Source organism: Komagataeibacter ossonobensis (genome assembly GCF_057359305.1).
This window is the reverse complement of sequence record NZ_JBXAYQ010000032.1, coordinates 1-25,221: the sequence shown is the minus strand read 5'-3', so window position 1 is coordinate 25,221 and position 25,221 is coordinate 1. Positions and strand designations below refer to the sequence as shown.

The following is a 25,221-nucleotide window of genomic DNA, read 5'->3' as shown; positions in this document are numbered from 1 at the left end:
TTGAACCGAGTACGCAACTCCTTCTTCAACCAACAGTCGAACGGATCAGGATCTCCCCGGAAAGACACATCATGCATCATTGACCTGCTATCTACTGCTCGCCGCCTCCCTAACGATACGCAGCCGACTTCGTTGCGCAAATGACCAAAGCGTGCGTCAGATCTGAGATGTTGTCGCGGTATGGCACATGGTCGGCAGGATTCAAATCCGGTAAGAACAGCAGAAAGCCGGACGCTCTAGCTGGCGGCGCCTGGCGACGCAGATGGCACAGGGGGACGCCTGCCCAGCACCTGGGCGGCCCGTTGGCTCCGAAGCGTCTGCTCCGCACCCGTCATGACTGCTGGTGCGTTCCTGATCATGACCTGCAGCCTGGCGTCGATCTCGGCCAGACGCGCCTTATGCAGGCGCTCGGCCTGCCGCGCCTGCGTTTCCAGAATAATCTCCCTTCCATAGGGGCGACCTGACTTCGTCAGTGTCTCCTGCATGCGCCCAAGCGCGATCAGTTCCCGGATCCTCGCATCCCGGGCCTTGCGGGTTCGGGCAACCAGATCCGTACCCAATGATTTATAGGGTTTATGCGCCATTTTCTTTGCCACATGATTCCACAGGTCGTCACTGGTGATGGGCGTGGTATCCCCGAGCGGCCTCTGGTTCCGGACCGCCTCAAACGTCGCGCCATCGGAGATCATGGTCCATGTGGTTCCACGCGCCCGGCTTTCCGCGACGTATGAGGTAAATCCCGTCGCCAGTTCGACGCCTCGCGGCAGGGCGTTGATATGCTCATCGGAAGTAAGCCCCTGTGCCGCATCAATCGTCATGGCATGTCCGAACCCGAGCAGTACCCGACCAGTCTTCACATCACGAAACCGCCGCCATTCGACATCGGCAACAAGCCCGTCCTTCGTGCGGACGCGAAGCCCCGCATCGCCATGGGCCAGAACCTCCACCACGTCGCCGTTATTTCCGACTGTGGCGCCCTTTCCATCCACACTGCCCCATGTCCGACGATACAGCCGAAGCCGGTCGCCCGTAGCGATCGCGAGATCATAGGTTTCGCCGCGCTGATCAATAGCCTGCACGGTGATTTCATGCGTCGAGATCTCGCCGCGCTCCTGCAGGATTTTACGGACTGCCCGACTTAGATCGGCAGCATCCTGATTGGTCAGCGCCGACATGCTGATCGTCTTGGCCCGGCCACGCCGCGGATCCGCACCCTCGGCGACCAGGGCATCGCGACGCGTCACATACAGCCGGGCAACATCCTGCAGGACTTCCTCATGGTCGCCACCGACCAGACGGATCGTTCCATCCGCTCGTTTCATATCAATCGCGTCCCGGACTTCCTTCAGATGGAACCTGTTACGGACGTCGTCATCATTTTCCTCGTCCGTATGCGCGTTGGCCGCAGCCCTCCTGAACTCGTGGGCTTCCAGATCGCTCTCTTCCGGCTCTGCGCCACGAAACATGTCGGCAATCTGGCGATTTCTTGCAGATACCTGCCGGACGCTGGACAGAAGTTCAGGCATATCTTCCGGATCCAGGACCCGGCGCAACATCTCGATGGCGTCCCCTGCCTCGATATTCTGCGCCTGCTCGTGGTCACCCAGCGCCTTGATCGTGCAACCAGTATCACGCTGCACCTGTAACAGGCGAAGCATCTGGCGTGGGCCGACCTGACCGACCTCGTCAATCACCAGTACCGTGTTTCGATCCACATCGACGTCACCCCTCTCCAGCCGCGCCAGAAAGGGCAGCATAGCGCTTGTGTCAAAGATGCCGGCCTCACGTAATGCGTCTGCCTGGCGCCAGGCATTGGCAATCCCGATAACCCTGCGACCATTCGTGTCATAACGCGTATCATGTTTCCACGCATCAACCAGCGGAGACAGCAGGGCCGTCTTCCCGGAACCCGCGACGCCAGTGAGCATGGAGAGCGCGCCGCCCCGGCCAAGAGCGTAGATCGCGGCCTTCTGGGTCTTTCCATGATCGCTTGCGAAGTCGAGGGATGATCGTCCGATCGCTTCTGTGATCTGGCGGTCCGACAGCGCCCCGCTTCGGTCTCCTGACGCACGAGCCGCCTGAATCGCGAGGTCCTCCTCGATAGCGATCTGCGCGGAATTCGTCACCCTCAGCCTGTCGCCGCGCATCTCCTGAATCAGCGAGACCCGTTCCCCGCCGAGTTCAAGACCACGCTGTTCAATAAGGGCCACGACATGATCAATGTCTTTCACCCCGCCCTCGATGCCGGTGCCGATCAGGCCCCGGGCCGCATACGTTCTGAGCTTGTCGTGATCGATCACGGCAGCTGTTTCAAACTCCCTCGCGAGATGGCGCGCAGCGAAACGGTAGGCAATATCGTATCGTTGTTCCCTGGTGCCCACGGGCGCTACTGGCATGCCAAGCAGGCTTTTTTCCTCCCAGCCAAGACGCCTGGCCTGCTCGCGCCATATCTCATGGTCACCCGTGCCTTTGTCCTTGTCGAGCCGGGCTGCCAGGCCGGCCATGGACAGGATGCGGCGCTTGCGTTCGATCGGCATATGCGCCCAGTCCGCTCCTTCCGCCGCGGCATACTCCTTGGCCGCCCTGATGACGTTGCGTCGTCCCTTGCTGAAGAAATCCGATATATCCTGCCGCACGGCCGAGATGACCGTCGCCTGTTCATTCGCATCGTATTGCTGGGCGATGCCGATCCGGCGCAGTTCATCAGCGAGCTGTGCCTGGAAATATGCTCCAAATTCGTGAACGCGCGATCGCAGCCGCTTCGTGTCGAGTGAACCCACATGCCCCTCTTCCGTGACCACGACATTGAACAGGGCGTTATGGATATGGGCATGGGGATCGCCGCCTGTTGGCGTATCGATCAGATAGGTCTGGCCTGTCCCCGCGTCACGCGCCTCGACCGTCGGGCGCGCGGTATCATGCCGGAATGACACCCAGGCGACTTCGCCCGGGTCGGCTCCACCTTCGCCTCCATGACCGCGCCGCGCGAAGCCGATTTCCCGCGCGACATAGAGCATGGTGGCATCGTTTGCCCGATCAATGGCGTGCCAGATGGCTGCCCTCTCGGCCTCGGTCGGCGCGAACTCGGCCGCGAGCGTGACCGATTTGTGTGGCGCCAGGGTCAGATCATAGGCACTGATCTTGCGGGCGTTCCTTGACCAGTCCTCGCCATTATCGGCCCTCTTTGCTTCAAACAGGCGATTGAGTTGCGCGTTCTTCGGTGGTGTCCTGGGATCAATGCCAAGAGCCGCTGCAATCTCGGGTCGCATGTCCGGTCGCCACGAGGCCCGCCCATCGCGACCGGTGTAATAGCTGGTCAGTCGGCCACCATCCGCGTCAGGCACTTTTCCGGGCTGGGTACGGAAGTCGTGTTCCGGATCTGGCAATTCCTGCGTGAAATAGGCAGTGATCAGCCGACCGCTGCTCTCAGCCGAGATTTTCCGGAATGTCATCATCAGGCATCGGCTCCATACTCATCGTCGGGCCGGGCGGAGCGGGGCGTCCTCCCCTCCTGAATGTCGAGCAACCTGCCGGTTGTAAGATCAATACGTCTGAGCATAGGGTTCTGGGCTGCAATCAAGGTCACCAATCGGCCGAGAATCTCATCAAGCGTGGGCCCGTCGGAATCTTCCGGCGAGAGGATTTCAATGATCAGGGACAATTTGTCCTCAATCGCCCGCAGCCGTTCCCACAGGTCGTCGCCCCGGCCTGGGGATATGCCTTGTCTCCCGGTTGTCTCGCTCATCTTCATCGCATCCCACGTCAGAACATGGGAAAGTGTCACGTAGCATCATGCGACTATACTGGTTTTCTTTTACGTACATGCTACCAGATCGCACGCTGCGTGCCCGAACTGGCATCCTGTGAGACGTAGCCGCGAGCACGCACCCGACAGTGGCCGCCATGCAACGCCGATCGCCGTCATCGTCCCGCCCGTGCCACCGCCCGTAGCCCCTTCGGGATTCATGACGTTGGCCTGGTAGCCCGTCGTCTTCGCCGTGGCGTCGGCATGGTTGGCGATGTCATTGGCCACCAGCGTGCCCGTGGACAGCTGGTTGAGCGCCGCCGCCGCCGTACTCTCGATCACGCCCCCGTTCAGGGTCGTTGTCCCGCTCGCCGTGACATCAAGACCGCCACTGCCCGCATATAGCCCGGACTGGGTCGCCTCGGTCGAGGCATAGCTGTCCTTGACGGTCGTGTGACTGAAACTCGCGCTGCCCCCGATGTCACCCGCGCCCCAGACCGGGACCGAGAAGCTGGCGTCGATGCCCGTGGTCTTCGAATTGTAGCCCGACGTGTCCTGCGCCGTGGTGATGGTCAGGTCTTTCGTCGCAACATCAATCGACCCGCCCTGATCTCCGCCCCGTTCAGGGTCGTCGTGCCGGTCGCGTTGGCGATGGTGACGTTGTCCGTGCCGCTGACCGTGCTGTCCACCGCCGTGCTGGACGCGGCATTGGTGTTGGTCTTCGAGGCGCCGAATTCGCCCTCGATGCTGACACCGGCCCCTTTCGTGCCGATGCTGGCCGAAGCCCCCACGCTCGCCTCGATCGATTTCGAGCTGGCGACCTCGTGCGTGGTGTCATATCCCGCCTGCAGCGTCACCTGCCCCGGCGCGGTCAGGGTCACGTCCTGGCCCGAAAGCTGGGACGCCGTCGCCACGATATTGCCCGACTGGCTGTCGGTCGGCACGCCGCCTGTCGCGGTCACGGCCAGCGTGTTGCCAGCCGCCGCCGTCGAACCCTGCACCGTGCCCGTCGTCAGCGTCGTGCTCGACTTCTCGAGGTCAAAGCCGATATTCGACTGCACCGCAATCAGGTCGATATTGCCCTCGGGAGTATCGCCTTTCTCGAACAGGCTGGAAACGGACTTGACCTGTCTTGACGCCTCCAGACCGACCTGGGCGCCCATGCCCGCCGCCGCTGCACCGTCCGGTCCGGCGAGACGCCCGCTATCCTTGCCACTCGCCTGGGAGGCAGACAGGGCGATATCCACCATCTGCCCCACGACCGAGTTCGGGTTGAGCCCCGTGGTATCGCCGATGAACAGTGACTTGTGCGTCTGGGTCTGGGTGGCGACATCCTCAAGCGCATTGAATGACACCGACGATCCCGTGACCGTCGCATCCTTCGCAGCCCCGAGGTCGGATCCGTTGATCGTGACCGGCCCGTTCGCCGTGATGCTCAGGTTGCCGCCGGTCGATGCGATCTCGCTGGGGGTCCAGGTGGTCTGGGAATAGGTGTCGGTATCGGTCGTCTTGCCAAAACCGATCTTGGCCGAAGCCCCGCTGGTGCCAAGGAACAGCCCGGACGATTTCTGTTCATAGAAGGCGTTGGCCGTATCCTTCAGGGCGTTTTCGGTGAACTTTCCACCTGCCTGGAGCGTGACATTGCCGCCGCCTGCAACCGTACCCGCCACGGACATATCCCCGCCCGAGACCATGGTGACATTGTCATTGGCCGCCACCGTGCTGCCGACCTGGTCGGTGGAACTCTCGCTCGAGGTCGTGGTGGTCTTGTTCAGGAAGCCGCTTCAGCTCATCTTCCTGGCGCGCGCAGGACTGATTGGCGGTGGAAACCCGGCAATAGATGACCGCGCGCTGTCCCATTTGAACCCTCCCGGAAAACCATTACGCAGCTCTCGATACACCGTGGCTCCGGTTTGCCCCAATATGACTATAGTCTGTTTAATACGGATTTAATTCGAATGGGAAAATTTGGGGGGGAAGCCGGATGTTCGATGCTGTTTATGGAAGAGTAAAAAGCGAACACTATGGCATCCAAATAGAACATATTTTCTTTTATAATAAATTCATGATGGAACCACTAATCAGAACTGTCGGCATCAGGGCTGCCGAAATGAAGATCGGGATCGCCAATTTCGCCTATACCTTCCGACGGATGCCTTTTATTACTCGCATTCCGATTGCATGGAAACGTGCTTTTAGGCACTGCCATACGGCTTTAACGGTATTCATAAGCTTCTGATAGAACCTTACAGGTTGCTCAGAGAGAACAACATTGCTATCTGAAACTATTGCGACCCGTATGACATCACCTCCAATCGTGGTCTTGCCTGCTACTTGGCTTGCGGTGATCCCATCTCTGATAGCATTGACAGCAAACGTGACGGCATCCTGTTGTGACATATCCGCTTGGTAACATTTAGTTTTTTTATTTATATATTGCATAATAGATGTAGTATCACCAAGCCACTCGATATAATAATCACTCGGTGGAATCGATTTCTTCATTATTGGCTCGAATACACGACGGTCTCCGATCCGACGCAGCTTCCAGACCTCCGGGCAGGAGGTAGCAGGATCATACCCCGCCAATAAGAAAGTGTTTCCTCCTGCACAGGCACCAACGTTATTTCTTGGAACGCCACCTATAACATTATTAAGAAATATTTTAAGATTATTCGCAGTATTGGAAAGTGAAGTTCCGGACCATTTCATTGTAAAACCATATAATATTTCGTCCCAATATTTACCCCCCACCATTGCGCAACCGCAACTGGCAACCACCGCATTGGGAGCGACCTTATGCAACTTAACTGTCGCGCGATTGCGCGTGGTCTGCCCTCTTGAGGTTAGGCTATCGGCGGCTATGACAAAGCAATCTTTTGCCTTGAGACACACTATTAAAGTCACATTCCATCCCTTACCAAACGGCCTTGTTTGCGCTGCGGTAAGCAGGCGTTTCCCTTCACTAAAAGATTGTGGGGCCTAAGCCAAGTATCCGTTGAGAAATTATTGTCGAGATACACAGGAGATGCTGGCCGCGTGAATAGCTGCCCGCAGCAATCCTCTGCTACCCAAAAGCGTCCATTCTCAGAGATAGCGATGCGCGACAGATTTCTGCATCAGGCCAGCCAACCAGAGAAATAGTCCGTGTCGCCACGAAAGAGTATAATTCCAGTGATCCTGCAGATTTTGGTCATATCAGACGTCAGATCTGGTGCAGGATTGCTGTAGCTACACTCTCCAAATAACGGTCATGAGAACGTATATCAATAACAGTATTATATAATAATACCAACATACTATGGACTTAATAGCCGACCAGAACCCGACCCACAATATCGTCAGGAATGACGAACTTCCTGCGTCGGGCCATATGATACTACTCTTTCTTTCGCATCAAGCGCCCAAACACGAAATTCCTGACAGGTCCGTTTTACGCCACTCGGGAGGACCTTACTCCATCGCCGTGTAACTTACATACCTCGGTCTCCGCCAATCCCGGTGCGATTCAATTCATGAATCAAGGCGTACATTGGTTTTTATTCAATACCCCAAACCAAGAAACGAATGGAACCGTCTGCCCATCAATGGTTGTTATTTTTTGCACGGTAACTGCCACAGCATTGTCTTCTTTGGTTGCATTATATCCAGCCACTATATACCAGTTTCCTGCAGGAATATTATTAAAATTAAAATGTCCTCTCGATGGGCAAGTATTAGGGCCATCTGCAGGGCACGAAATATGAGGAATAAATGGCATAACCGAAGATTCAACCCATCGGGGATCATTCAATGTATGATAGCTATGCAACAAGTAGTAATGTTTCATTTTTTCTGAAAGATTATACATATAATCATTTTCAGGAAGAAGGTCTATTGTAAAATTTCGAGAAGGGTTATCGTGATATGAACTTTCTATTGGATAAGAATCATATGTTCCATTAGGAACTTGATAGTTATGATATTTTTCAAAATATCCTCCACTAACACATCCTTTAATAGAAGCGTTCCCTTTTTTCTTTGCCCATGATACTTCATTTATATTTAATGGTATTTTTGGTGGCGTAGGCTGCACACAACCAAAAAGAAGAAGCGACGAAGATATTGCAAAAAACAATCTTTTAACATTGTTATTTTTTGTCATTTTCTATCCTTTCTTGATCTGTCAAATTTTTATTGCTTGGCATTGCCTTTACCGCATTTGACTCGTTGTACGCAGCCTTGACCGACTTTTCGAAACTATTCGTTAGGGACAAAATCTCGCCCGCTTCATTCGTATCAAAATCATTACTGATCGCATGGTTTGCAGTTGATGGATCACGGGACACGACACCTGACGTAGATCCGGAATTAATTGTGATATTTGACCCAATAGAAGAGAGGCTGTTCGATGAAGTCATACCAATTACTGGTGCCGCAAATCCGCTTACATTAGCTCCTCCATCAAAAGTTTTTCTTTTTGTATTTTCTATTCCTTGATCCGGTCCTGTATTCCCTCCACTCCCCAGATTACCGTATGAGATACTGGCAGATGCGCCGGCATATTCTGATTTATTCTGTTCATCATTCGCCGTCAGGCTACCCGTTGTAACCATATTGCCGGATGCCGCCGTGCTTTCCATGACGCCGGCATTGAGGGTCGTGCTGCGGGCAACATCGACATCAAGGCCGCCCTGACCTGCATAAAGCCCGGAAAGGCCACTGGCTTCCGTCGAGGCGTAAGTGTCAGACAGAACCCCTGCCGAGGCATTGACCGAAAAACCCATCTCCCCGCCCGTGCCATAGACGGGAACGGCAAAGCTGAAGCCTGCGCTCTCATTTGTGCTGAGATAGCTTGCCGTATTCTGTGCCGAGGTAATATTCAGGTTACCCGCCGCCACATCGACGGAACCACCGGATACCCTGGCCCCGTCCAGCGTGGTCGTCCCCGCCCCATTATCGATGCTCACATTCTGCGCACCCGTGACCGTCGTATCTACCTGTGTCGTGCTTTGTGAATTCGTGTGGGAATGGGAGGCACTGAGTTGCCCCGTAACACTGACCCCCCACTGCAGATTGGCGTTCAGCGAGGCCGTCGCGCCGACAAAAGCGGACAGGGCCGTCTGGCTGGTAGTCGTATGCGTGGTGTCCTGTCCCGACTGGAGCTGGATATTGCCCGGCGCCGCCAGCGTGACACTCTCACCTGACAGGCTCGCGGCCGTGGCGATGATATCCCCGGCATTGCTGTCTGTCGCAGGCTCCGCCCCGGTCGCAGTCATGGTCAGTCCATCGCCAGCTTCTGCTTCAGATCCCTTTGCCGTGGTCGAAATAGTTTCGGATGTCTTGCTGTCATGCTCGAAGCCGACTTCCGCCTGTACTCCTACCAATTCTATGTTGGATTTCGTTACGTCTGATGTTGTCGCGGCCAGCTTGGTATCCACGAGCGTGGCCACAGTCTTCCCGATACTGACGCCGCTCTCCGCAGTTGACAGGGCATCCAGTGACTGGGTCGCCATGTCCTTGTCGCTGGCAGTCTGGGCCGCCGACAGGGCCAGATTGGCGGCCTGTCCGACAAGGGAGGTATCCGACAGTCCGACCTGCACGCCAATGAACTTGAAATCGCTGGTCTGCTTCGCGCTGGATACATCAGACAGTGCGTTGAGCAGGACAGAGGATCCGGTTACGTTCAGATCCTTCGCGGCAACAAGATCAGAAGCGTTGATGACTACTGGGCCGCCGCCGGTAGCAGACAGGGTGCCCCCAGTCGCCGCAATCATGCTCGGAGTCCAGGTCGCGCTGCTGTCACTGACGCTTTCTTTGGAAGATCCGAACCCAACCCTAGCCTTGGCACCGTCAGTATCAAAATAAAATCCTTTGCTTTCCTTATCGTAATATGACTGCGCCGTGCTCTGGAGCGCATTCTCCGTAAGACTGCCACCCGCCTGGAGCGTGACGTTGCCGCCGCCTGCAACCGTACCCGCCACGGACATATCCCCGCCCGAGACCATGGTGACATTGTCATTGGCCGCCACCGTGCTGCCGACCTGGTCGGTGGAACTCTCGCTCGAGGTCGTGGTGGTCCTGTTCAGGAAGCCGTGCTCGACGGTGCGGGTATAGGAGGACTGGCTGTCGGTGACCGCGTTGAGGTTCACGTTGCCCGTCGCCATCAGCGTGGCCGACTTCCCGGCCGCGACCGTGGCGCCCGCCAGGGTGAGGTCGCCGCCGAGGGCGGCCGCCGTCAGGTTCCCGCCCGTGCTGATCGACGCCCCGAAATTCTCCGTCTCGGCCGCGCGGTGGCTGTAATCATGCTGCTCGATGTCCTGCGACGCGCTCGCCGCAACCGAACCCAGCGTGATCCCCTGCCCTGCCACAAGCGTGGTATCGCCCAGCGCGCTGAGCGACCCGCCATCAAACGTGATGTCCTTCGCCGCATAGATCTGCGCATCGCCCCCCGAGGTGATGGTGCCCTGCGCGCCCAGAGACTGCGCCTTCCCGCCATCGACCATGAAGGTGTTGAGCTGGTCCTCGTTGACGACCGAGCCGTTCAGCGCCGCCAGCGCCACGCTGCCGCCCGACAGCGTCCCGCCCGCATTGACGATATCCCCGCTGGTCGCGGTCAGCGACAGCGCGTTGCTGGCGTTGATCGTGCCGGTATTGTTGATGCTCGAGCCGGTCAGCGACACGTTGGTCGCCGAGATCTCCGCCCCGTCCGTAAGCGTCGCCTGGCCCGGGGCCAGATACAGCTTCGGCGCCAGCACACTGCGCCCGTCCACCGTCTCGGGCACATACCAGACAATGTTCTGCGTCAGCGCCGCCTGCTGGCTGGCCGTCAGCGCTGCGCCAAAGGTCAGGTCAAGCGCATTGGATTCCGAGACCGCGTTGTTGAGCAGCAGTTCCATCTGCTCGTTGGCCGTCTCGTAGCTGCTGCCAAGGAAGGTCTGGCCCGTCGACGCCACGATCTGCTGCTGGATGAACTCGGTATCGAAATACGAATCCCCCAGGAACTCGTAATCCGCCGTGTTGTCGCCCAGCCGGTTGACCAGGTACTGCGAGCCGTAGAAACCGCTGAAGGTCGCGTATCTCGGGTTGGTCTCGATCAGGTAATGCGCGCTGGGGTCCGGATCGGCGATGAACAGCGCGCTGCCACCCGGAATGGCCGAGATCACCGTCGGGATGGTCGGGTCGCTGCTGGTGGCAAAGCCCGGCAGCGTCATCGCGGCTTCCTGGGCTGTCGCCGACGCCTTCACCTGCGCGGTCTCGACCCCCTGATAGGTCGGGGTGCCCCCCGTCATGACGGGCGCCGCCGCGCCGCTCCGCGTACCGGCCGCCCCCGCGACCCCGGTGCTCACATCCGCCAGGGCCGCCGTCGCCCCGCCGTTCAGCGCGGCGTCAGCCGCAACCCCGGACGCAGACGAAGCCGCAGCCACCGGAGACAGGCCACCCGGCGTCTCGCCGGTATAGCTGGTATATTCACTGGAACTCGCATTGGCGATTTCCGTCTGGTTGTTGATCGTGCCCGTGAAGGTGCCCGTGATATTGTCTTTGGCAACGATGGTACCGGTCGGGCCGTAATAGGTCTCGGTCGCGCCCCACTTTTCCGGATTCTGGGGTGCCGGGTCCCAATGACTTCCTATCCCCAGGAAGTGATGGACATGGTGCGCGTATGTAGCAGCCCCGGTGAAAGCAGGATCGGACTGGCTGCTCCAGGTGCACCCCCAGTAATTCTTGCACGTGACGTAGAAGATGTGCTGGACCGCGTAGCCGATATTGTCGAGGCTGCCACCACTGAGATTGATGTCGCGCCCTGCCGCGATATGGCTGGCATCGTTGATGATGCCACCTGTGGTTGTAATATCCACATCACGCCCGGCCGAGATCAGGGAGGCGGCATTATTAAGGGTCGCCTTTCCCCCTTCCTCCTCGACATAGATCGTGCCCCCGTTGGAGTGGCCGACAAGCTGGCCCGTACCCTGTACGCCGGTCGCCGTGTCCAGCAGGCCCGCCGGGACGGGAATATCGACATTGCTGCCGCCCGCGTAACTATGGCTCCACAGGACGGCATTGGCGACGACCGTCACCCCGCCCAGGACATCATTGGTGACCGTGCCAGCATTGATCAGCACATCCCCGCTGGCGCTGTCAGCCACGATCTCGCCGGAGCGGTTGAACACGGCGGCAGCCGCCCCGCTGGCGCCATTGCCGATCCCGATCGACCCGTTATCCGAAAGGATGGCCCCGAGCTGGTTGGTCAGGGTGCCGGGCAGGTCCAGGGCCACACCGGCCACACCATCAATGAGGCCGGTATTGGTGATCGCCCCGCCCGAGGAGACGTCCAGGACGCCGCCTTCGGCCATCAGGGCGCCGTTATTGGTGACCGATGCCGCCGTGATGGTGGCGTTGCCCCCGGCCAGCACGCCGCCACCGGCCTCGGCCGTGTAGTCGCCGCCGACCCTCAGCAGCGTGTCGCCACCGGACTGGAACAGCATGCCACTGTCGAGGTCCCCCGTGAGCGTCACGGCCAGCGCGTTCCCCGCGACCAGCTGCGCAGCACCACCGAGCGAGGTCGTATCAAGCGAGAGATTGCCCGCCGCCTGTACCACGCCGTCCGTATCGCTGAACCCGGTCATGGCGCCGCCGCCAGCATTCGCAAGCGACAGGGTATTCTGGCCGGAGCGTTCGATCACGCTGCCGCCGTCATTGTCCAGCCCGTTCGCGACCAGGGTCAGGTCGCCCCGTGACTGCAGCGTGCCGCCCGCGTTATTGATGCTGGCGGCCGCCTGCGTGCCGCCGGCGGAGACCAGCAGGCTGCCATCGGCCGCGTTGACCAGGCCACCCGACCCGTTGGTCAGGCTGTCGGCAACCAGCGTGATATCCTGACCCGCCTGGAGCGCGCCACCGTCATTGGCAAGCTGCGCCATCGCGCCGCCGCCTGCGTTGCCGACATCCAGCATGCCACCGGTGCTGACGATCCGGCCGGCGCTGGTGTTATCGAGCGACGCCGCCGCCAGCGCGACATTGCCCGCGCCCTGGATCGCACCGCCTTCATTGCCCACTGCGCCGGTCGTGGTGACGCTCACAGTGCCCGCACCCGAGATGACCGCGCCGGATGTGTTGGTCAGGCTGGCCCCCGAAAGAGCGACCGCGCCATTGCCCCCGATCCGTCCATCGGTATCGTCGATCGCGCCGCCACTCTTCAGGGTCACGCCCTGCGTGCCGTAAACCAGGCCGGAATTCGACACGGAGCCGGACAGGGTCGCGTTCATCTGGTCGGACGCCACCAGCGTCCCGGTATTGGCAAGGGAGGCCGCGTTGAGGTCCACCAGGCCAGCCAGCGCACCGATCTCGCCGCTATTGGTCACGCCCTGCGCCGCAAGGGTGACATCGCCCTGCGAGACGAGCGTGCCGCCATTGGCCAGGGCCGCCTGCGTCGTGACGTCAAGGGTGGCGCCACGGCCTTCGGCCTCGATCCGCCCGGCATTGGACAGGCCGTCACCGCTACCCGTTCCGGTCAGGACGAGGGAGAGCACGCCGTTTTCGGTCGCCATCAACCCGCTGGAAGCGGTCGTCAGGCCAGCGGCCGTAAGGCCCAGCCCCTGCCCGCCCACCAGCGTGCCCGCAACAGCCATGTCGCCCGCCGCCACCACGGACAGGCCCTGACCGGCACTCATGACGCCCGTGGCATCATCGGACCAGGTCCCCGTCACCAGCGACAGGTTCCCGGCCGCCTTGACCGCGCCACCGGCGTTCGAGAAAGCCAGGGCGGATGCGGGCGCGCTGTCGGCATCCAGCGCGATGTTGCCATCGAGTGCGAGGATGCGGCCATTGTCATTGCCGATCGTGCCGGCCGCGATCGAGACACTCCCGGCCGCCTGGATGATGCCGCCCGACGCGTTGTCCAGTGTCGCCATCAATGTGGCGGGAGACCCTGCGGAGAGCGTGACGTTGCCGCCCACGCTGACCAGGGTGCCGGCGGTGTTGGCGAGGCTGGCCGCCGCAATGGTCAGGTTGCCACCCGCCTGCACCGCGCCGCCGCGGTTATCAAGGGCGGTCAGCGGCGTCGTGGCATCGCCATTGCGGATCCCGATGGCGCCTCCCGCGAGGATCGTGCCGGCTTCGTTATCAAGGCCTGCGGTGGAAAGCGCGAGGCTGGTCCCGGCCTGGATCGTGCCATTGTCATTGGCGACCTGTGCCGCCGTCATGGCCAGCGCGCCGGCAGCCCCCGTGCTGATGGTCCCGCCCTGATTGGACGTTGTGCCCCCGGTTCCAAGCGTCAGCCCGGTCGCGCCATATAGCGTACCGGTATTGAGCAGGTCATCCGTCGTGGACACATCAAGCCCTGCCGCAGTCGCGATCAGGCCGCTATTGGTCAGACCCGCGGCCGAAAGCGCGCTACTGCCGGCAAGTGAGGCGATCTCACCGCTATTGAGCAGGAGGCCGTCGGCGTCGACGCTCTGGTTTCCCTGCGAGATGATCGTGCCCGTGTTGGCGAGCGACGTCGCATCAACCTTCAGGACACCGGCGGCATCCGCGTCCTCGATGGCGCCAGCGTTGGACAGGGCGGGCGATGCCGCATTCCCGTGGACGGCAATCGTCGTGTCACCGGCGAGGGCACCGATGGTGCCCTTCGCGCCATTAACCAGGCTGGCCGCCGAAAGGCTTAGCCCGTCACCGGCCGTGATCGCCCCTTCGTTATCGGCCGCCCCCGTGACCGACAGGTCAAGCGCGGTTCCTGCCTGAAGGGCAGCCGATGTGTCGCTGGCATACTGGCCGGTCGCAAGCGTCAGCGCGCCACCCGCCTGGACCGCGCCATCCGTATTGGTGAACAGCCCCTGCCCCGACCCGTTATCGGTGATGGCAACAGAACCGGTTTTCCCGACCAGGCCACCAGATGTATTGTCAACGCTCACCGCGCTGATCGTGAGGTCATTGCTGGCCTCGACCAGGCCCGATGCGTTCGTCAGGTGGTCAAGGGCCGCACCCGCCGCATCGCGGGCAAGGGTGACGGATGTCCCGCCCAGCACTGTCCCGCCGGTATTGTCGAGGGCGGTTGTCACGATGGACATGAGGGCGGCTGCCTGCAGCCAGCCGTTATTATTGGCGACACTGGCGGCATCGATGTTCAGCCCACCATCCGTCGCGATGATTTTGCCCCCGGTATTGTCGAGGCTGGCGGCGGCAAGCTGCACCACGCCCGTATCACTGCCAAGCTGCCCGCCCCTGTTGGACAGGGCGCCACCCGCCGCAAGGCTCAGGCCGGCTGCGCCGTACAGCGTCCCCGTGCTGGTCACCGTACCGGTCGTGCGCACGCCAAGCGTGCCTGCGGCAAGGATGCTGTCACTGTTGGCCAGCGTGGCGGCGTCGATCGTCAGGCTGCCCGATGCCGACTGGGATTTTATCATCCCCGTATTGGCCAGGCCACCAGTCCCCGCCGCGTTGAGGGTAAGGTTGCCCGCGGTTGCAACCAGCAGGGCGGATGCCCCGTTGGCGATGTGGTCCGCCGTCACGCTCACGCCCGTGCCGCCACCCAGCGTGCCTTCATTATCGACCGCCCCCGTGGCGGTGACGGCAAGGGCCTGCTGCGCCGTCAGCGAAGCCGTGGTGTCGGATGTATAGCTGGCCAGTGCAGCAGTCAGGCTGCCCCCCGCCTGGATGGCCCCGCCATTATTGGTGACGGCCTGCGCCGACAGCGTCATGTCACCCGACTGGTCGAGGATCTTCCCGCCCGTATTATCCAGCGCCCCCACGGCGGCAATCGAGGCCAGCCCGGTCGTGCTCGATATCTGGCCACCGGCATTGGACAGCGTGCTGGCGCTGGCCAGCGTCAGCCCCGCCTGGGCTGCGATCGTGCCGGTATTGGCGAGCGACCCTGCCCGGGCGGACAGGGCGCCACCGGATGCGCCGATGCCGCCACTGTTATCGAGCGCACCGGTCGCGGCAAGCGACAGCGCGCCGGCCCCGGCCGTCACCGTCCCGCTATTGCCGATCACGGCAGCCTGGGCGGCCAGGGTCGTACCGCCGCCAATGGTCCCGCTGTTATTCAGGGCGCCCCCTGCCGCCAGCTGCATCCCGCCACCTGACTGCAGCGTCCCGGCATTGCTGACCTGCCCGCCCACCTGCGCCTGCAGGGTACCCGAAGCCGCCATGGAACCGTTGAGCACAAGGTCGCCGGCATCGGTGAGCGTCATGTCCCCGGCATTGGCGGCCATGGTGCCGTCAACCCGCACGCCGGCGCCGGCCTCGTTGACCACCATGTAGATCCGGTTGGCATACATGCCGCCAAGGGCTGCCGTATCAATCGCGAATTCCGGTGCGGCCGTCCCGTCGGACGCCAGCGGATGGGCCGCGTTGGTGCCGTAATCGACCCGGTTGCGTCCGGCCACGATAGTGGCCGTCTCCGCATTGACCTGCGCCTTGAGCGTCACCGAGCGCGACAGGATGTCAAGCACCGGCACGGTGGTGAAGTCCCCGCCCTGGCCCGAGAACGTGATGTTCCCGCCCTTGACCACGATATCCTTCAGGTTGCCGCTGGCATCCATCTCCGGCGTGCCGGTGGCAAGGGTCACATGGGCGGTGTTGATGAACCCGCACCCGGCACAGGTGATGCCATTGGGGTTGGCCACCACCACCGAGGCCTGGTGCCCCGCCACTTCCGTATAGCCCAGCATCTGCGTCGGCAGGGTGCCGGTCACCTCGTTGAGGATCAGGCTGGCGGCATGGCCATCAAGATTGGTGTTGCCATACACCACGCCCCCGATCTTCGTCTCGGTCGCCGTGGTGGCGTTGTTCAGGATCACGCCGCTTTCGGGCACGCCATACTGGATGAAGTCGTTATGCGACACGCCTGCCGCATTCGGCGTGGCGATATTGACCTGGTCGATGCCGTTCTGGGTCTTGTCCAGCGTCGGCTCGGGGCCGCCGGCATGGGGATCGACCACGATCTGCGGCTCCGCCTGCTGGGCGGATGCGGCGGACACGGTCGAGGCCAGGAACAGGGAGACGGCGGCAAAGACATGCACGCAGCGCTGAAGACGTGACGGACCCGGAATGATGTCGGGCGCGGCGGTCCTGCGGGGCGTCTTCATCATATCTTCGCTCCAACCTGAAACAGCGGGATCAGCCCTTCCGAGGGAAGCGGGCCGGTATACATGGAATGGGTCAGGGAGACGTTCCAGAAGAACGGCCCCGTGGTCTTGCGCAGCCCCAGGCCGCCGCCCGCCATCTCGCCACCCCGCAGCGCGGGCGGCGTCGAGGACGAGGCAAAACCCGCGCGCACGACACCGACATCAAGGGCGGCATAAAGCTGGGTGCCCTCGATGACGTGGCGGCAGATGAAGGCGAACTTCCCGCACTTCAGGCCCTTTGTGGGCAGCTGCCACGAGAAGTCGTTGCGCATGTAGCCACCGTCATTGCCCAGCAGGACCTGCTCGAGGAAGCCGCGCACGGTATACGGGCCACCGGCCTGCAGTTCATTGGTGGGGAACTGGTCGCGCGTACTGTATTCGCCGTGCAGCGTGGTGTGCCACAGCACGCCGCGCGTGAGCGATTTGTAGCCGTCGATATCCAGCGAGGGCTTGAGGTAGGACGAGTGCGGGTCCTGCCAGCCGGGACGGGTGAAGTTCGACCACGTGCCCGCGCCATCCACCGCGACCTTGAGGCCGCCGGTAATGTACCACACCCCGCCCCAGCCCTTGAGCGATTCACTGACCTGCACGTTGACGAAGGCCTGCCGCGCCGTCTCGGTGTCGATCACCGTATGGTTGATCTCCGAGCCGAACGACTTGCGCTCGTAGCTGGCCTGGAAGGTGGTCACGCCGATGCGGTTGCGCAGCAGCACGCGCGAGATGCCAAGACGCCAGTCGCGGCGGCTGCCGCCCAGGTGGTAGACATCGGTCAGGGCCAGCAGGGGATAGTCGTCCTGCGAGCGCCACCACGACCCGAACACGGTCCAGTAGCCGAACGGGATCGACCCGTTGACCGACAGGTAGGACGTGCCCCGCTGCCCGGCATGGCCGACAAGCGAGTGGTCATATTCCACCGACCACAGGTCCAGCAGCCCCAGCGGGTTTTCCGCCGTAAGCATGGCATGGCCCGTCTCCTGGCCGGTAATCTGCTGGCCGTAATTGTCGAACCAGACCTGGCCATGCAGCACGCCACGCTTTGGCGCGGTGACGACCACGGTGGACGCCCCTGCCTTGCCACCGGGTGCGATGCGCATGCGCGCGCCCCAGTGGCTCAGCCGGTTCATGTCCTCAATTCCCTGTTCCAGGTCCCGCAGGTTGAGGATCTTCCCGTGCAGCCCCGGGAAGGCCATGACGGTCGCCAGCCGGGTCGGGCGGCCCTGTAACTGGATACCCGCCAGCTTTCCTTCAATCACCACGATCCGCAGGTGCCCGCTGGAGAGCTTCTGCTCGGGCAGGTAGGCCCGCGAGGTGATGAAACCCTGGCGGATATAGGCGGCATTGAGCGCGTTGATCAGTCCGTTGAGATCGCGCACCGACATGCAGGTGCCGACATGGGAACCGGTGATCGCATCCGTCGTCGCGCGCGACAGGTGCTGCGCGCCTTCGACCGTGATGTCATGCACCGTAACACAGGTTTTTGATGCCTGTGGCAGGGCGGACGGCCTCTGGATCTGGATGTCGTTTGACGGTGGCGGCAGCGCGTCAAGCTGCTCCTGGTGCTGCTCGAAGCGCTGGAACTGGTCCTGCGACGAGCCCGGCCCCGCCGGCATCACGCCGCCGGGCAGGCCCGGCACCTGGGCCATTGCCACACCGGGCAGCGCCATCATGGCCGCCGCCGCCCCAACCTGCCAGCGCATCACGCGCATTCCGGACTATGCCGCCGGCTTCAGGCAGGCGCTTTCTGGCTGGACCAGGTCTCGATTGCGCCAAAGGCGTCGGAGAAATGGCTCATGTCATAATTGATCGTGACCGTGCCGCCGCCCTGCGCGGGCACGCGGCTGACGCGGATGTGGCCGGTCTTGGCCGCCTTCAGTGCCGTGATCATGGCGGGCGTCGCCTGCAGCGTCGACAGGCAGCCCGATGCGTTGCACACCAGATAGGGCAGGCTGACCGGCTTGCCGTTATCCATCGACAGGGTGGCAGGCTTCGTGAGGTCGAAACCCAGCGGGGTCATGACGCTCAGCTCGTAGGGGCGCGCGGTAATCGCCACCTTGTCGGTCGCGGCCCGGGCGACGATCACCATGCCCAGCGGCACGGCCTTGCCCTGCTGCTGCATGCTCAGCTGCTGGGCCGCCACGCACAGCGAAGCCGCGCGTGTCGCGGGCGCATAGGTGCAGTTGGCCTGCCAGGCGCCAAAAGTCTGCTGCGTGGTGATCGGCGATGGCTGGGCCGGGGCCTGTGGAGAAGCAGGTGCCCCTTTTGCGGGCGATGGCGCGGCAGACGGGACCGCTGCCGTTCCCGCAGCATGGGATACGCCCGTCAGGGCCGCAGAAAAAAGAAAAGCACAAGCCACGGCCCTGAACTGCATCAGTAACCCCCTGAACGGTCAGCCTGACCGGCGCTCACCGGTCGGTCCTGAATTGAATGGAACGTCGCCCTGAAAACGACATATTTCGTCATTTATGAATACAGTTTGACATGAAAGGCAGCAACAGAAGAATTCATTCAACTCGCGGTTGAATAATGACCTGTTCCATACATTTTATACGAAACTCCCCTGATATAGTCAGGGAGACCGGCTGGTATCCTTCCTGTATTCCCATACGGAATAACAGTTATTTATATAAATACCAACGCGCCATGACACCCGGGAGACGCGCAAACGGCCCCGCGGAGAGTCATTCCCCCCCCGAACCACGGCCACCGGCGCCCACGCCGGCACAGCAGACGGGTAGTGCCGCCAGGCGGGCTGTGATATCCTGAAACAGGCGCGTGATAACGCCTTTTGCACTGAGGCGGCCTCCTTGTCGGGTGGCCTGCCGAATACAACACCCGGACCTGCGTCCAGCGGTGAACGGAGAGGTCTGTTCACCGTCGTGGAAATAGGCAGGGCGTGGCTATGCCTCATGCAAACACGTTATCACCCGCCCGACGCCAGGGCGGGAAAGGAGGCGCATGCCTGTCATTCGTTCCGGCCAGGCTGTCGTCGCGGAACGGACATAAGAAAAGGCGGATGAATGACAGTGACAGCAAACACGCGCGCCCATGACGCCGTGGATCCGGACGCCATGATGGTGGCCCTCCTGCGCGAATACGGGCTGCCAGGCGCCAGGGAACGCGCGCGCCATCATATCGGACGCTGCGTCGAGGCCGGCCTGGCAGACGACGCCGCCTTCTGGATGCAAGTCAGCAACCTCCTCGACGGCCTGGATCGCAAAGACTACGTTTTTTCCCGGATGGCAGTAACGACACAGCGGGATATGTCGAGGCCGATGCGGATAGCATCGTCAAGCTGCCGACCGACGCCGCTTTGAAGAACGGCGGAGCCGTATATTGCCCCGTCAATTTTACAACATATGCTCCAGACCGAGCCAATCAGGTTCATAGCGTGAGCCAGGCCTTCGACATCGTGACGGTCGAGGTTGCGAATAAACTCGCGAGGATCGACCTCCTCTATATACGGCTTCTGTCCCGGCATCACGAAGACCATATGGGGTCCCGGATGGGACAGGCGTGAAAGCAGTTCTTTCTCCTCACCGGTCATGGCAGGCTTATCGTGGTCTGAGCGCATCCCGCTCTTGCCGTAGCTTCCTGTCCGACGGATCTGAGGCAAAACTTCATGCGTGACCCATCTCCGGAAATCCTTTGCTTTGCGCTTCGTGGACTTGAACGTCAGATGGTAGATCCCGCTTTCACTCACGATCAGCATGGTCTGCGGGCCGCCTTCGGTCTCGATGAACGCTTTCGCTACTTCGTCTGCATCAAGATACCTGATCGCACTCCTCGCACTTTCGTAATCAAGAGCGCGCGCCACGTCGTCAGCCACAAACCATGTGAACCCGTCGATGAAAACGGAGCGGACCAGCTTTCCGCCAAAAGCACAAGGCACGCCGTCAAGGACACTCTGGGGAGCCGCGTCCGTAAAATTCGCGTGGATCGTGTTGTCTGATTTGACGCACATGGCTGATTCCCCCGGATGATGGTTGCAAGCATCATCTGGCCCCATCATGCGACCCACCATAACCAACTGCTCGGAAGGGGCAGGCCTTACAGGCCCACCCTTTGCCGCGTGTCCTTCTCTGGCGGCGAAGCCGCCCGCACCAACGGTGCAATGGTGTATGAGGCTCCTTAAATCAGAGGGAGCGACAGGGGAGCGAGAAAGGAGCGACAAGGGAGCGGAAAGGGAGCGCTGTAGTGGCAATGAAGCCGAAAATCCCCACATAACCTCTGAACGCTGGAAACAGGGATACTGACCGTGGCCAATATCGATGTCCAAAAGCGCCTACGCGAACACGCAGTTGCCATGACCACCCAGGCAGCGACCCGTTCCGTCCTGCTCTGGCTAACCGAGCATCATGACGCCGTTGCCGCCATCAGACCGCCTGGTGGCTCATGGAAGCCCGTCATCGCCGTGATGCGCGAGAGCGGCCTCGATATCTCCGCAGACCACTCCGGCCTCAGGAAGGTAAGGAAGCTCTGGGTACAGGTCAGGAACGCCCGAAAAGGACATGCTGAGGAACAGACCGCCTCGGTAGAAGTCGATCCCCCCGTCCACACCACCCATCCGAGCCGGTTGCCGCAGGACTGGAAGCCCGACCTTGTCGATGATGGCCAGAGAAACCTCTCTCACTTTCCCGATGCAGCAGCTGTACCCGCACCACGAGTGTCCGCCGAAAAAAACGCGCAGGTCGCATCATTGCCCGCGACAGTGCCAGGGTGCTCGGGCAGCGAGACAACCAGGGAGAAGAACTTTCCCATTGGTCGCGCCCGGGCCGAGGCCATCAAGCGGGATCTTCTTGCGCGACTGAAGCGGAAGGAGCCCGGTTTTCATCGGGAGTAAGGCATGGCATCCGCCACGATCACAGACGCCGCAGACCCAACGGATCTGGTGACACGCCCAACCCTGCTCGTAGCCATCGGGCGCCAGCGGGTGGGAAAGACGACATTCCTCAAATCACTGGCCGAGATCACGGCCCAGCAGGGAGGCAGACCGGAGATCTGGAACACGGATTCCATGAACCGCTCGCATACGCTTTCATCGCTTGGTCCGCAGGTTCTGGAAGCGGACAGCATGTCCCCGACCGGGCAGGCTGCCTGGCTCGAAGGGCAGATCGAGAAACTGGTTGAATCCCGCCATGATGCGATTCTCGACATCGGGGGAGGATGGACCGCGATGCACGAACTGATCCGCTCATCTCCCCTTGTCGCGGCGCTGGACGAGCTCGGGGTCTCGCTTGTGACGATCTTCATGATCGGTATGGAGAATGCGGACATCGACTATCTGCAGGACCTTCAGGAGCAGCATGACTTCCTGCCGCCCCGCACGGCCATTGTCATAAATGAAGGCCTGCTTCCCGTCGGTATCGACACACCTCAGGCGGTAAGCCAGATCCTCGAAAACGAAGCGGTGCTCAACGCTCTGGACAGAGGCGCCGCGCACGGTGTGTTCCCTGCGATCAACGGGCTGAAGAAAATCGCGGATCGTGGGCAGTCGTTCATGGATTTTGCTGCGAACAAGCCGGTTCCCGGACAGCCGAAAAGCTCTGTCTTCGACAGGCTACGGGTCAATCGCTGGCTCAAACGGGACGTGCCCCTTTTCCTGCGCGACCTCGGAGCGGACTATCTGCCCCGGATGCCGAAGGGACTGCCCGACGTGGTTATGGAGAATGTCTGATGGCAGCCCACGGCGACATCGAGGCGGCAGACCATGAATTCGCGGTCCGAATGGAGAACCTGCGCCGGGTCGCCGCCCAGTGGGTCGAGCGTCCGATCGCGCCCGAAGTCGAAGTGCTTTCGGCGCTGGTCGCAGCGATAGACCAGATCGGCACCCTCTGCATTGAAGCCAGGCGCGCCTCCATCCGCTCCGTTGCCGAGAGCAGGCTGGTGGCCGAACAGCAGCGCGAAACCCTGGCGCAGGACACGATCGCCATCCGCAGCCACCTCAGGGACGGCATTGAAGCGGTGCACACGTTGCGAACCATCAACGAAAAACTGGTCGAGAAGAAACTCCTCGCGATCACCGCGGATATGACGAAAGGATTAAGGGGTGCCATCGAGAGCCAGGCCACGGCCATGACCAGACGGTACAACCTGCAGACGGCCTTTCGCATCCTGGGATACAGTTCCATCGTCCTGATAGCGGGATTTGCGCTCGGACGGATGCCCTGAGCGTGTCCACGACGGACACGCTCAGGGCCAGAACCGAAACGCCTTACGAAGTTCTGACACAGGTCGCATGATGCTGGCCGATCCTGTCCGCCTCGCAACAGGAGGCCACGGTGATCCGGCTCCCCTTCCCATGCCGCCGCACGGCGCAAGCGACCGTGGTCCTCGTAACGTGCGGCCTCGTCGCGCCGCCAATCGGGCGCGCACAGACAGTAAACGTGCCCGGCGGGCTCCCGACACATGTCAACGCAACCTATCAGGAACCGGGGCTCGGTGGCTGGACCCCGGGCACGACGGGCACAGCCCAGGCCATCAGCGGAAGCGGCGCCGTCACCCAGACAGCGACAGCAGGCACGTCCGACAGCGATGCGCTCGAGACCCTATACCAGCAGTCCTGGGGCTATGCGGCAGCCCAGAACGCCGAGGCGCTGGGCGTCAATCCATCAGCGCTCGCCGCGACCTGCGTGGTGGAATCCGGCTGCCAGAACCTCTACACGGCCGGAAACGGCAGTACGATCACCGGCGCATTCCAGATGAGCAACGGGACCTACAGCCAGACCCTCGGAGAGGCACTGGCCGCAGCCCCCTCGCTGGCCTCATCCATCACCAGCGGCACGGCGGGCCAGCAGGATCCGGCGACACAGGCGGTGGCTGCAGCGCAGTATCTCAAGGATGCCGCAACCAGTCTGCAGCACAGTGGCATCAGTAACCCGACAGCCCTTGATGCCAGGGCCTATTATAACTTTGGCCCGAGCGCGGGTGCTGAAATCGCGACGGCCGACGACAGCAGCCTCATGTCGTCCTACATATCGAGCACGGCAATGTCGGGGAACAATATCAGTTCAACCACCACGGTCGGCCAATGGCGCGCGGCGGTCGCAGCAAAAATGGGCAGTGCTGCGTCCAGTTCGATCCTGACCGGCTGACGAGGAGTCCAGCATGAGGTTTTCCCACCGGGCCGCGATCCTTGCGGCCCTCACCTGCAGCATCAGCCATCCGGCCTTCGCGCTGCACAGAACCCCGGTCCGTGCGCTCGACGGGTACAGATGCATGGCCCTTGATGCGCCGGCACGGGTCATGATGGATTTCAGGCATCCGATCCCGCTGCAGAGCGAACCACGGGACGGTGCCCCGAGCATTGCTCCTGCGCTGGCGGTACTCCCGATCGCCACGGACGCACCGCCCACGAACGGCTACGTCCGGAGCATGAATCTCGCATTGCGTCCCGGCTGGGTCTCGACAAGATGGCTGAAACCCTACGACGCGGTCCATCCCGGCATGACCTGCACGCCCTATGTCATGAATGACGGCAAGCTTGGCTTCGTGTTCGGCAGGGCGACACAGTAGGTTTGTCATCTCCACAGTCCGGCATGCTGCATGGCCTACATTGTTTTCCCCGGGAGCGGATCAGGGAAGACCGCTGCCCGCCGGGAGGGCCGCGAGGTGCCCGGGTCAAGCCTGAGGGCATGCCCCTGAGGTGGACCGGGTTGCCCGGAGCGCGGGGCACCGCCCTGCGTTCCGGGCGGCCCTGTTCACTGAAAGGGGCGTGTCCTCACCGCGCGAAGCGCGGCGCGCAGCGGGCTTGAGGCGGGCGCCTCGCGGCGACATGCTGGTTTCAGGGCATTTTTTTACAAGCACGATGGCGACGCCGGACACCAGAAGCAGGAACCCGGTTTCCGGGCTCCTGCGGCGTGGTCTCTCAAGGCGTTGGATCGTCGGGCCACCAGGGGTCGGGGGCGTCCGCGATCTCGCGCGCTTTCGCTTCGGCTGCGGCGATGGCTGCGGCCCTTGCGGCCGTGGTCGCCTCCCGCCATGCGTCGATGCCGTGGTCGGCAATAAAGTCATGGGCGCCGTCATCTTCGGGGTGCGGCATTTCCGGGCCGTGATAAAAAGGATTGCGATGCCAGACGTCCCGGTCTGTCAGGACCCAGGCGTGGTGGGGCGCAGCACGCGAAAGCGCAAGGGCTTCGTCGCGGTCTGCCATGGATTCATATTCGCTCATGCGGGTCGATCCTTGCGGAAAGGTACTTTGCCGTGGGTGGCCGGACCCGCCGTGGGTCCGACCGGGTCGGTCAGAAGCCGAGGGCGTCCATCTCGGCAGCTGCGGCCCGCTGGTCGATGGTGCGGGCGTTGCTGGCCGTGTAGGGCTTCCACGGGGTGCCGATCATGTCCTCGTAGGCCGCAAGGGCCCCGCGGGCGGACGCGACCAGA

Annotated in this window: 16 protein-coding genes and 1 pseudogene; 5 read left to right on the top strand and 12 right to left on the bottom strand. The window is 61.6% G+C overall.

The features are described 5' to 3' along the window. Positions 1 to 236: 236 nt before the first annotated feature. The 11 genes and pseudogenes from mobF to AC1RQ9_RS14480 all read right to left on the bottom strand — a co-directional run bounded on the left by mobF (position 237) and on the right by AC1RQ9_RS14480 (position 20,854). The gene (gene mobF, locus AC1RQ9_RS14530) at positions 237 to 3,455 is read right to left on the bottom strand and encodes a MobF family relaxase (RefSeq protein ID WP_485987498.1); all 3,219 of its coding nucleotides are present in this window, start codon (positions 3,453 to 3,455) and stop codon (positions 237 to 239) included. Then, positions 3,455 to 3,751: a hypothetical protein gene (locus AC1RQ9_RS14525; protein WP_485987508.1), complete on the bottom strand. Its 297-nt coding sequence runs from the start codon at positions 3,749 to 3,751 to the stop codon at positions 3,455 to 3,457. Before AC1RQ9_RS14525 ends, mobF begins: the two co-directional genes overlap by 1 nt. A 63-nt stretch (positions 3,752 to 3,814) precedes the next feature. Next, on the bottom strand, positions 3,815 to 4,087 hold the full coding sequence (locus AC1RQ9_RS14520; RefSeq protein WP_485987496.1) for a hypothetical protein: 273 nt from the start codon (positions 4,085 to 4,087) through the stop codon (positions 3,815 to 3,817). A gap of 230 nt (positions 4,088 to 4,317) precedes the next feature. Beyond that, positions 4,318 to 5,463 (bottom strand): hemagglutinin repeat-containing protein, encoded by a 1,146-nt coding sequence (locus AC1RQ9_RS14515; protein ID WP_485987495.1) that lies wholly within the window; start codon positions 5,461 to 5,463, stop codon positions 4,318 to 4,320. Between the two features lie 51 nt (positions 5,464 to 5,514). After that, positions 5,515 to 5,605 (bottom strand): annotated as a pseudogene (locus tag AC1RQ9_RS14510) (recombinase family protein); the annotation flags it as partial. 276 nt (positions 5,606 to 5,881) lie between these two features. Continuing rightward, entirely contained in the window at positions 5,882 to 6,640 is a 759-nt protein-coding gene (locus tag AC1RQ9_RS14505; RefSeq protein WP_485987494.1) for a hypothetical protein, read from the bottom strand. A gap of 625 nt (positions 6,641 to 7,265) precedes the next feature. After that, positions 7,266 to 7,889 carry a hypothetical protein gene (locus AC1RQ9_RS14500; RefSeq protein WP_485987493.1) on the bottom strand — a complete coding sequence of 208 codons (624 nt, stop codon included), beginning with the start codon at positions 7,887 to 7,889 and terminating at the stop codon, positions 7,266 to 7,268. Further along, the gene (locus tag AC1RQ9_RS14495; protein WP_485987491.1) at positions 7,876 to 16,809 is read right to left on the bottom strand and encodes a two-partner secretion domain-containing protein; all 8,934 of its coding nucleotides are present in this window, start codon (positions 16,807 to 16,809) and stop codon (positions 7,876 to 7,878) included. Before AC1RQ9_RS14495 ends, AC1RQ9_RS14500 begins: the two co-directional genes overlap by 14 nt. Beyond that, positions 16,806 to 18,542: a ShlB/FhaC/HecB family hemolysin secretion/activation protein gene (locus tag AC1RQ9_RS14490; protein WP_485987489.1), complete on the bottom strand. Its 1,737-nt coding sequence runs from the start codon at positions 18,540 to 18,542 to the stop codon at positions 16,806 to 16,808. Before AC1RQ9_RS14490 ends, AC1RQ9_RS14495 begins: the two co-directional genes overlap by 4 nt. Positions 18,543 to 18,571: 29 nt before the next feature. Further along, positions 18,572 to 19,198 (bottom strand): invasion associated locus B family protein, encoded by a 627-nt coding sequence (locus AC1RQ9_RS14485; RefSeq protein WP_485987488.1) that lies wholly within the window; start codon positions 19,196 to 19,198, stop codon positions 18,572 to 18,574. Between the two features lie 867 nt (positions 19,199 to 20,065). Next, positions 20,066 to 20,854: a BRO-N domain-containing protein gene (locus AC1RQ9_RS14480; protein WP_244949432.1), complete on the bottom strand. Its 789-nt coding sequence runs from the start codon at positions 20,852 to 20,854 to the stop codon at positions 20,066 to 20,068. 246 nt (positions 20,855 to 21,100) lie between these two features. Between AC1RQ9_RS14480 and AC1RQ9_RS14475 the strand changes: the two genes are divergently transcribed. The 5 genes from AC1RQ9_RS14475 (at position 21,101) to AC1RQ9_RS14455 (ending at position 24,357) form a co-directional block, all read left to right on the top strand. Beyond that, positions 21,101 to 21,685, top strand: a complete 585-nt coding sequence (locus tag AC1RQ9_RS14475) for a hypothetical protein (RefSeq protein WP_223846566.1) — start codon at positions 21,101 to 21,103, stop codon at positions 21,683 to 21,685. Positions 21,686 to 21,688: 3 nt separating this feature from the next. Continuing rightward, positions 21,689 to 22,519 (top strand): FAD-binding oxidoreductase, encoded by an 831-nt coding sequence (locus tag AC1RQ9_RS14470; RefSeq protein ID WP_485987487.1) that lies wholly within the window; start codon positions 21,689 to 21,691, stop codon positions 22,517 to 22,519. Then, positions 22,519 to 23,013 carry a hypothetical protein gene (locus tag AC1RQ9_RS14465; protein WP_485987486.1) on the top strand — a complete coding sequence of 165 codons (495 nt, stop codon included), beginning with the start codon at positions 22,519 to 22,521 and terminating at the stop codon, positions 23,011 to 23,013. Before AC1RQ9_RS14470 ends, AC1RQ9_RS14465 begins: the two co-directional genes overlap by 1 nt. A 110-nt stretch (positions 23,014 to 23,123) precedes the next feature. Then, positions 23,124 to 23,936 (top strand): hypothetical protein, encoded by an 813-nt coding sequence (locus AC1RQ9_RS14460; RefSeq protein WP_485987484.1) that lies wholly within the window; start codon positions 23,124 to 23,126, stop codon positions 23,934 to 23,936. Between the two features lie 13 nt (positions 23,937 to 23,949). Further along, positions 23,950 to 24,357, top strand: coding sequence for a hypothetical protein (locus AC1RQ9_RS14455; protein WP_112210230.1), 408 nt, complete (start codon positions 23,950 to 23,952; stop codon positions 24,355 to 24,357). Between the two features lie 352 nt (positions 24,358 to 24,709). Here AC1RQ9_RS14455 and AC1RQ9_RS14450 read toward each other — a convergent pair whose 3' ends face one another. Beyond that, the gene (locus AC1RQ9_RS14450) at positions 24,710 to 25,012 is read right to left on the bottom strand and encodes a hypothetical protein (protein ID WP_102325775.1); all 303 of its coding nucleotides are present in this window, start codon (positions 25,010 to 25,012) and stop codon (positions 24,710 to 24,712) included. Positions 25,013 to 25,221: the final 209 nt, after the last annotated feature.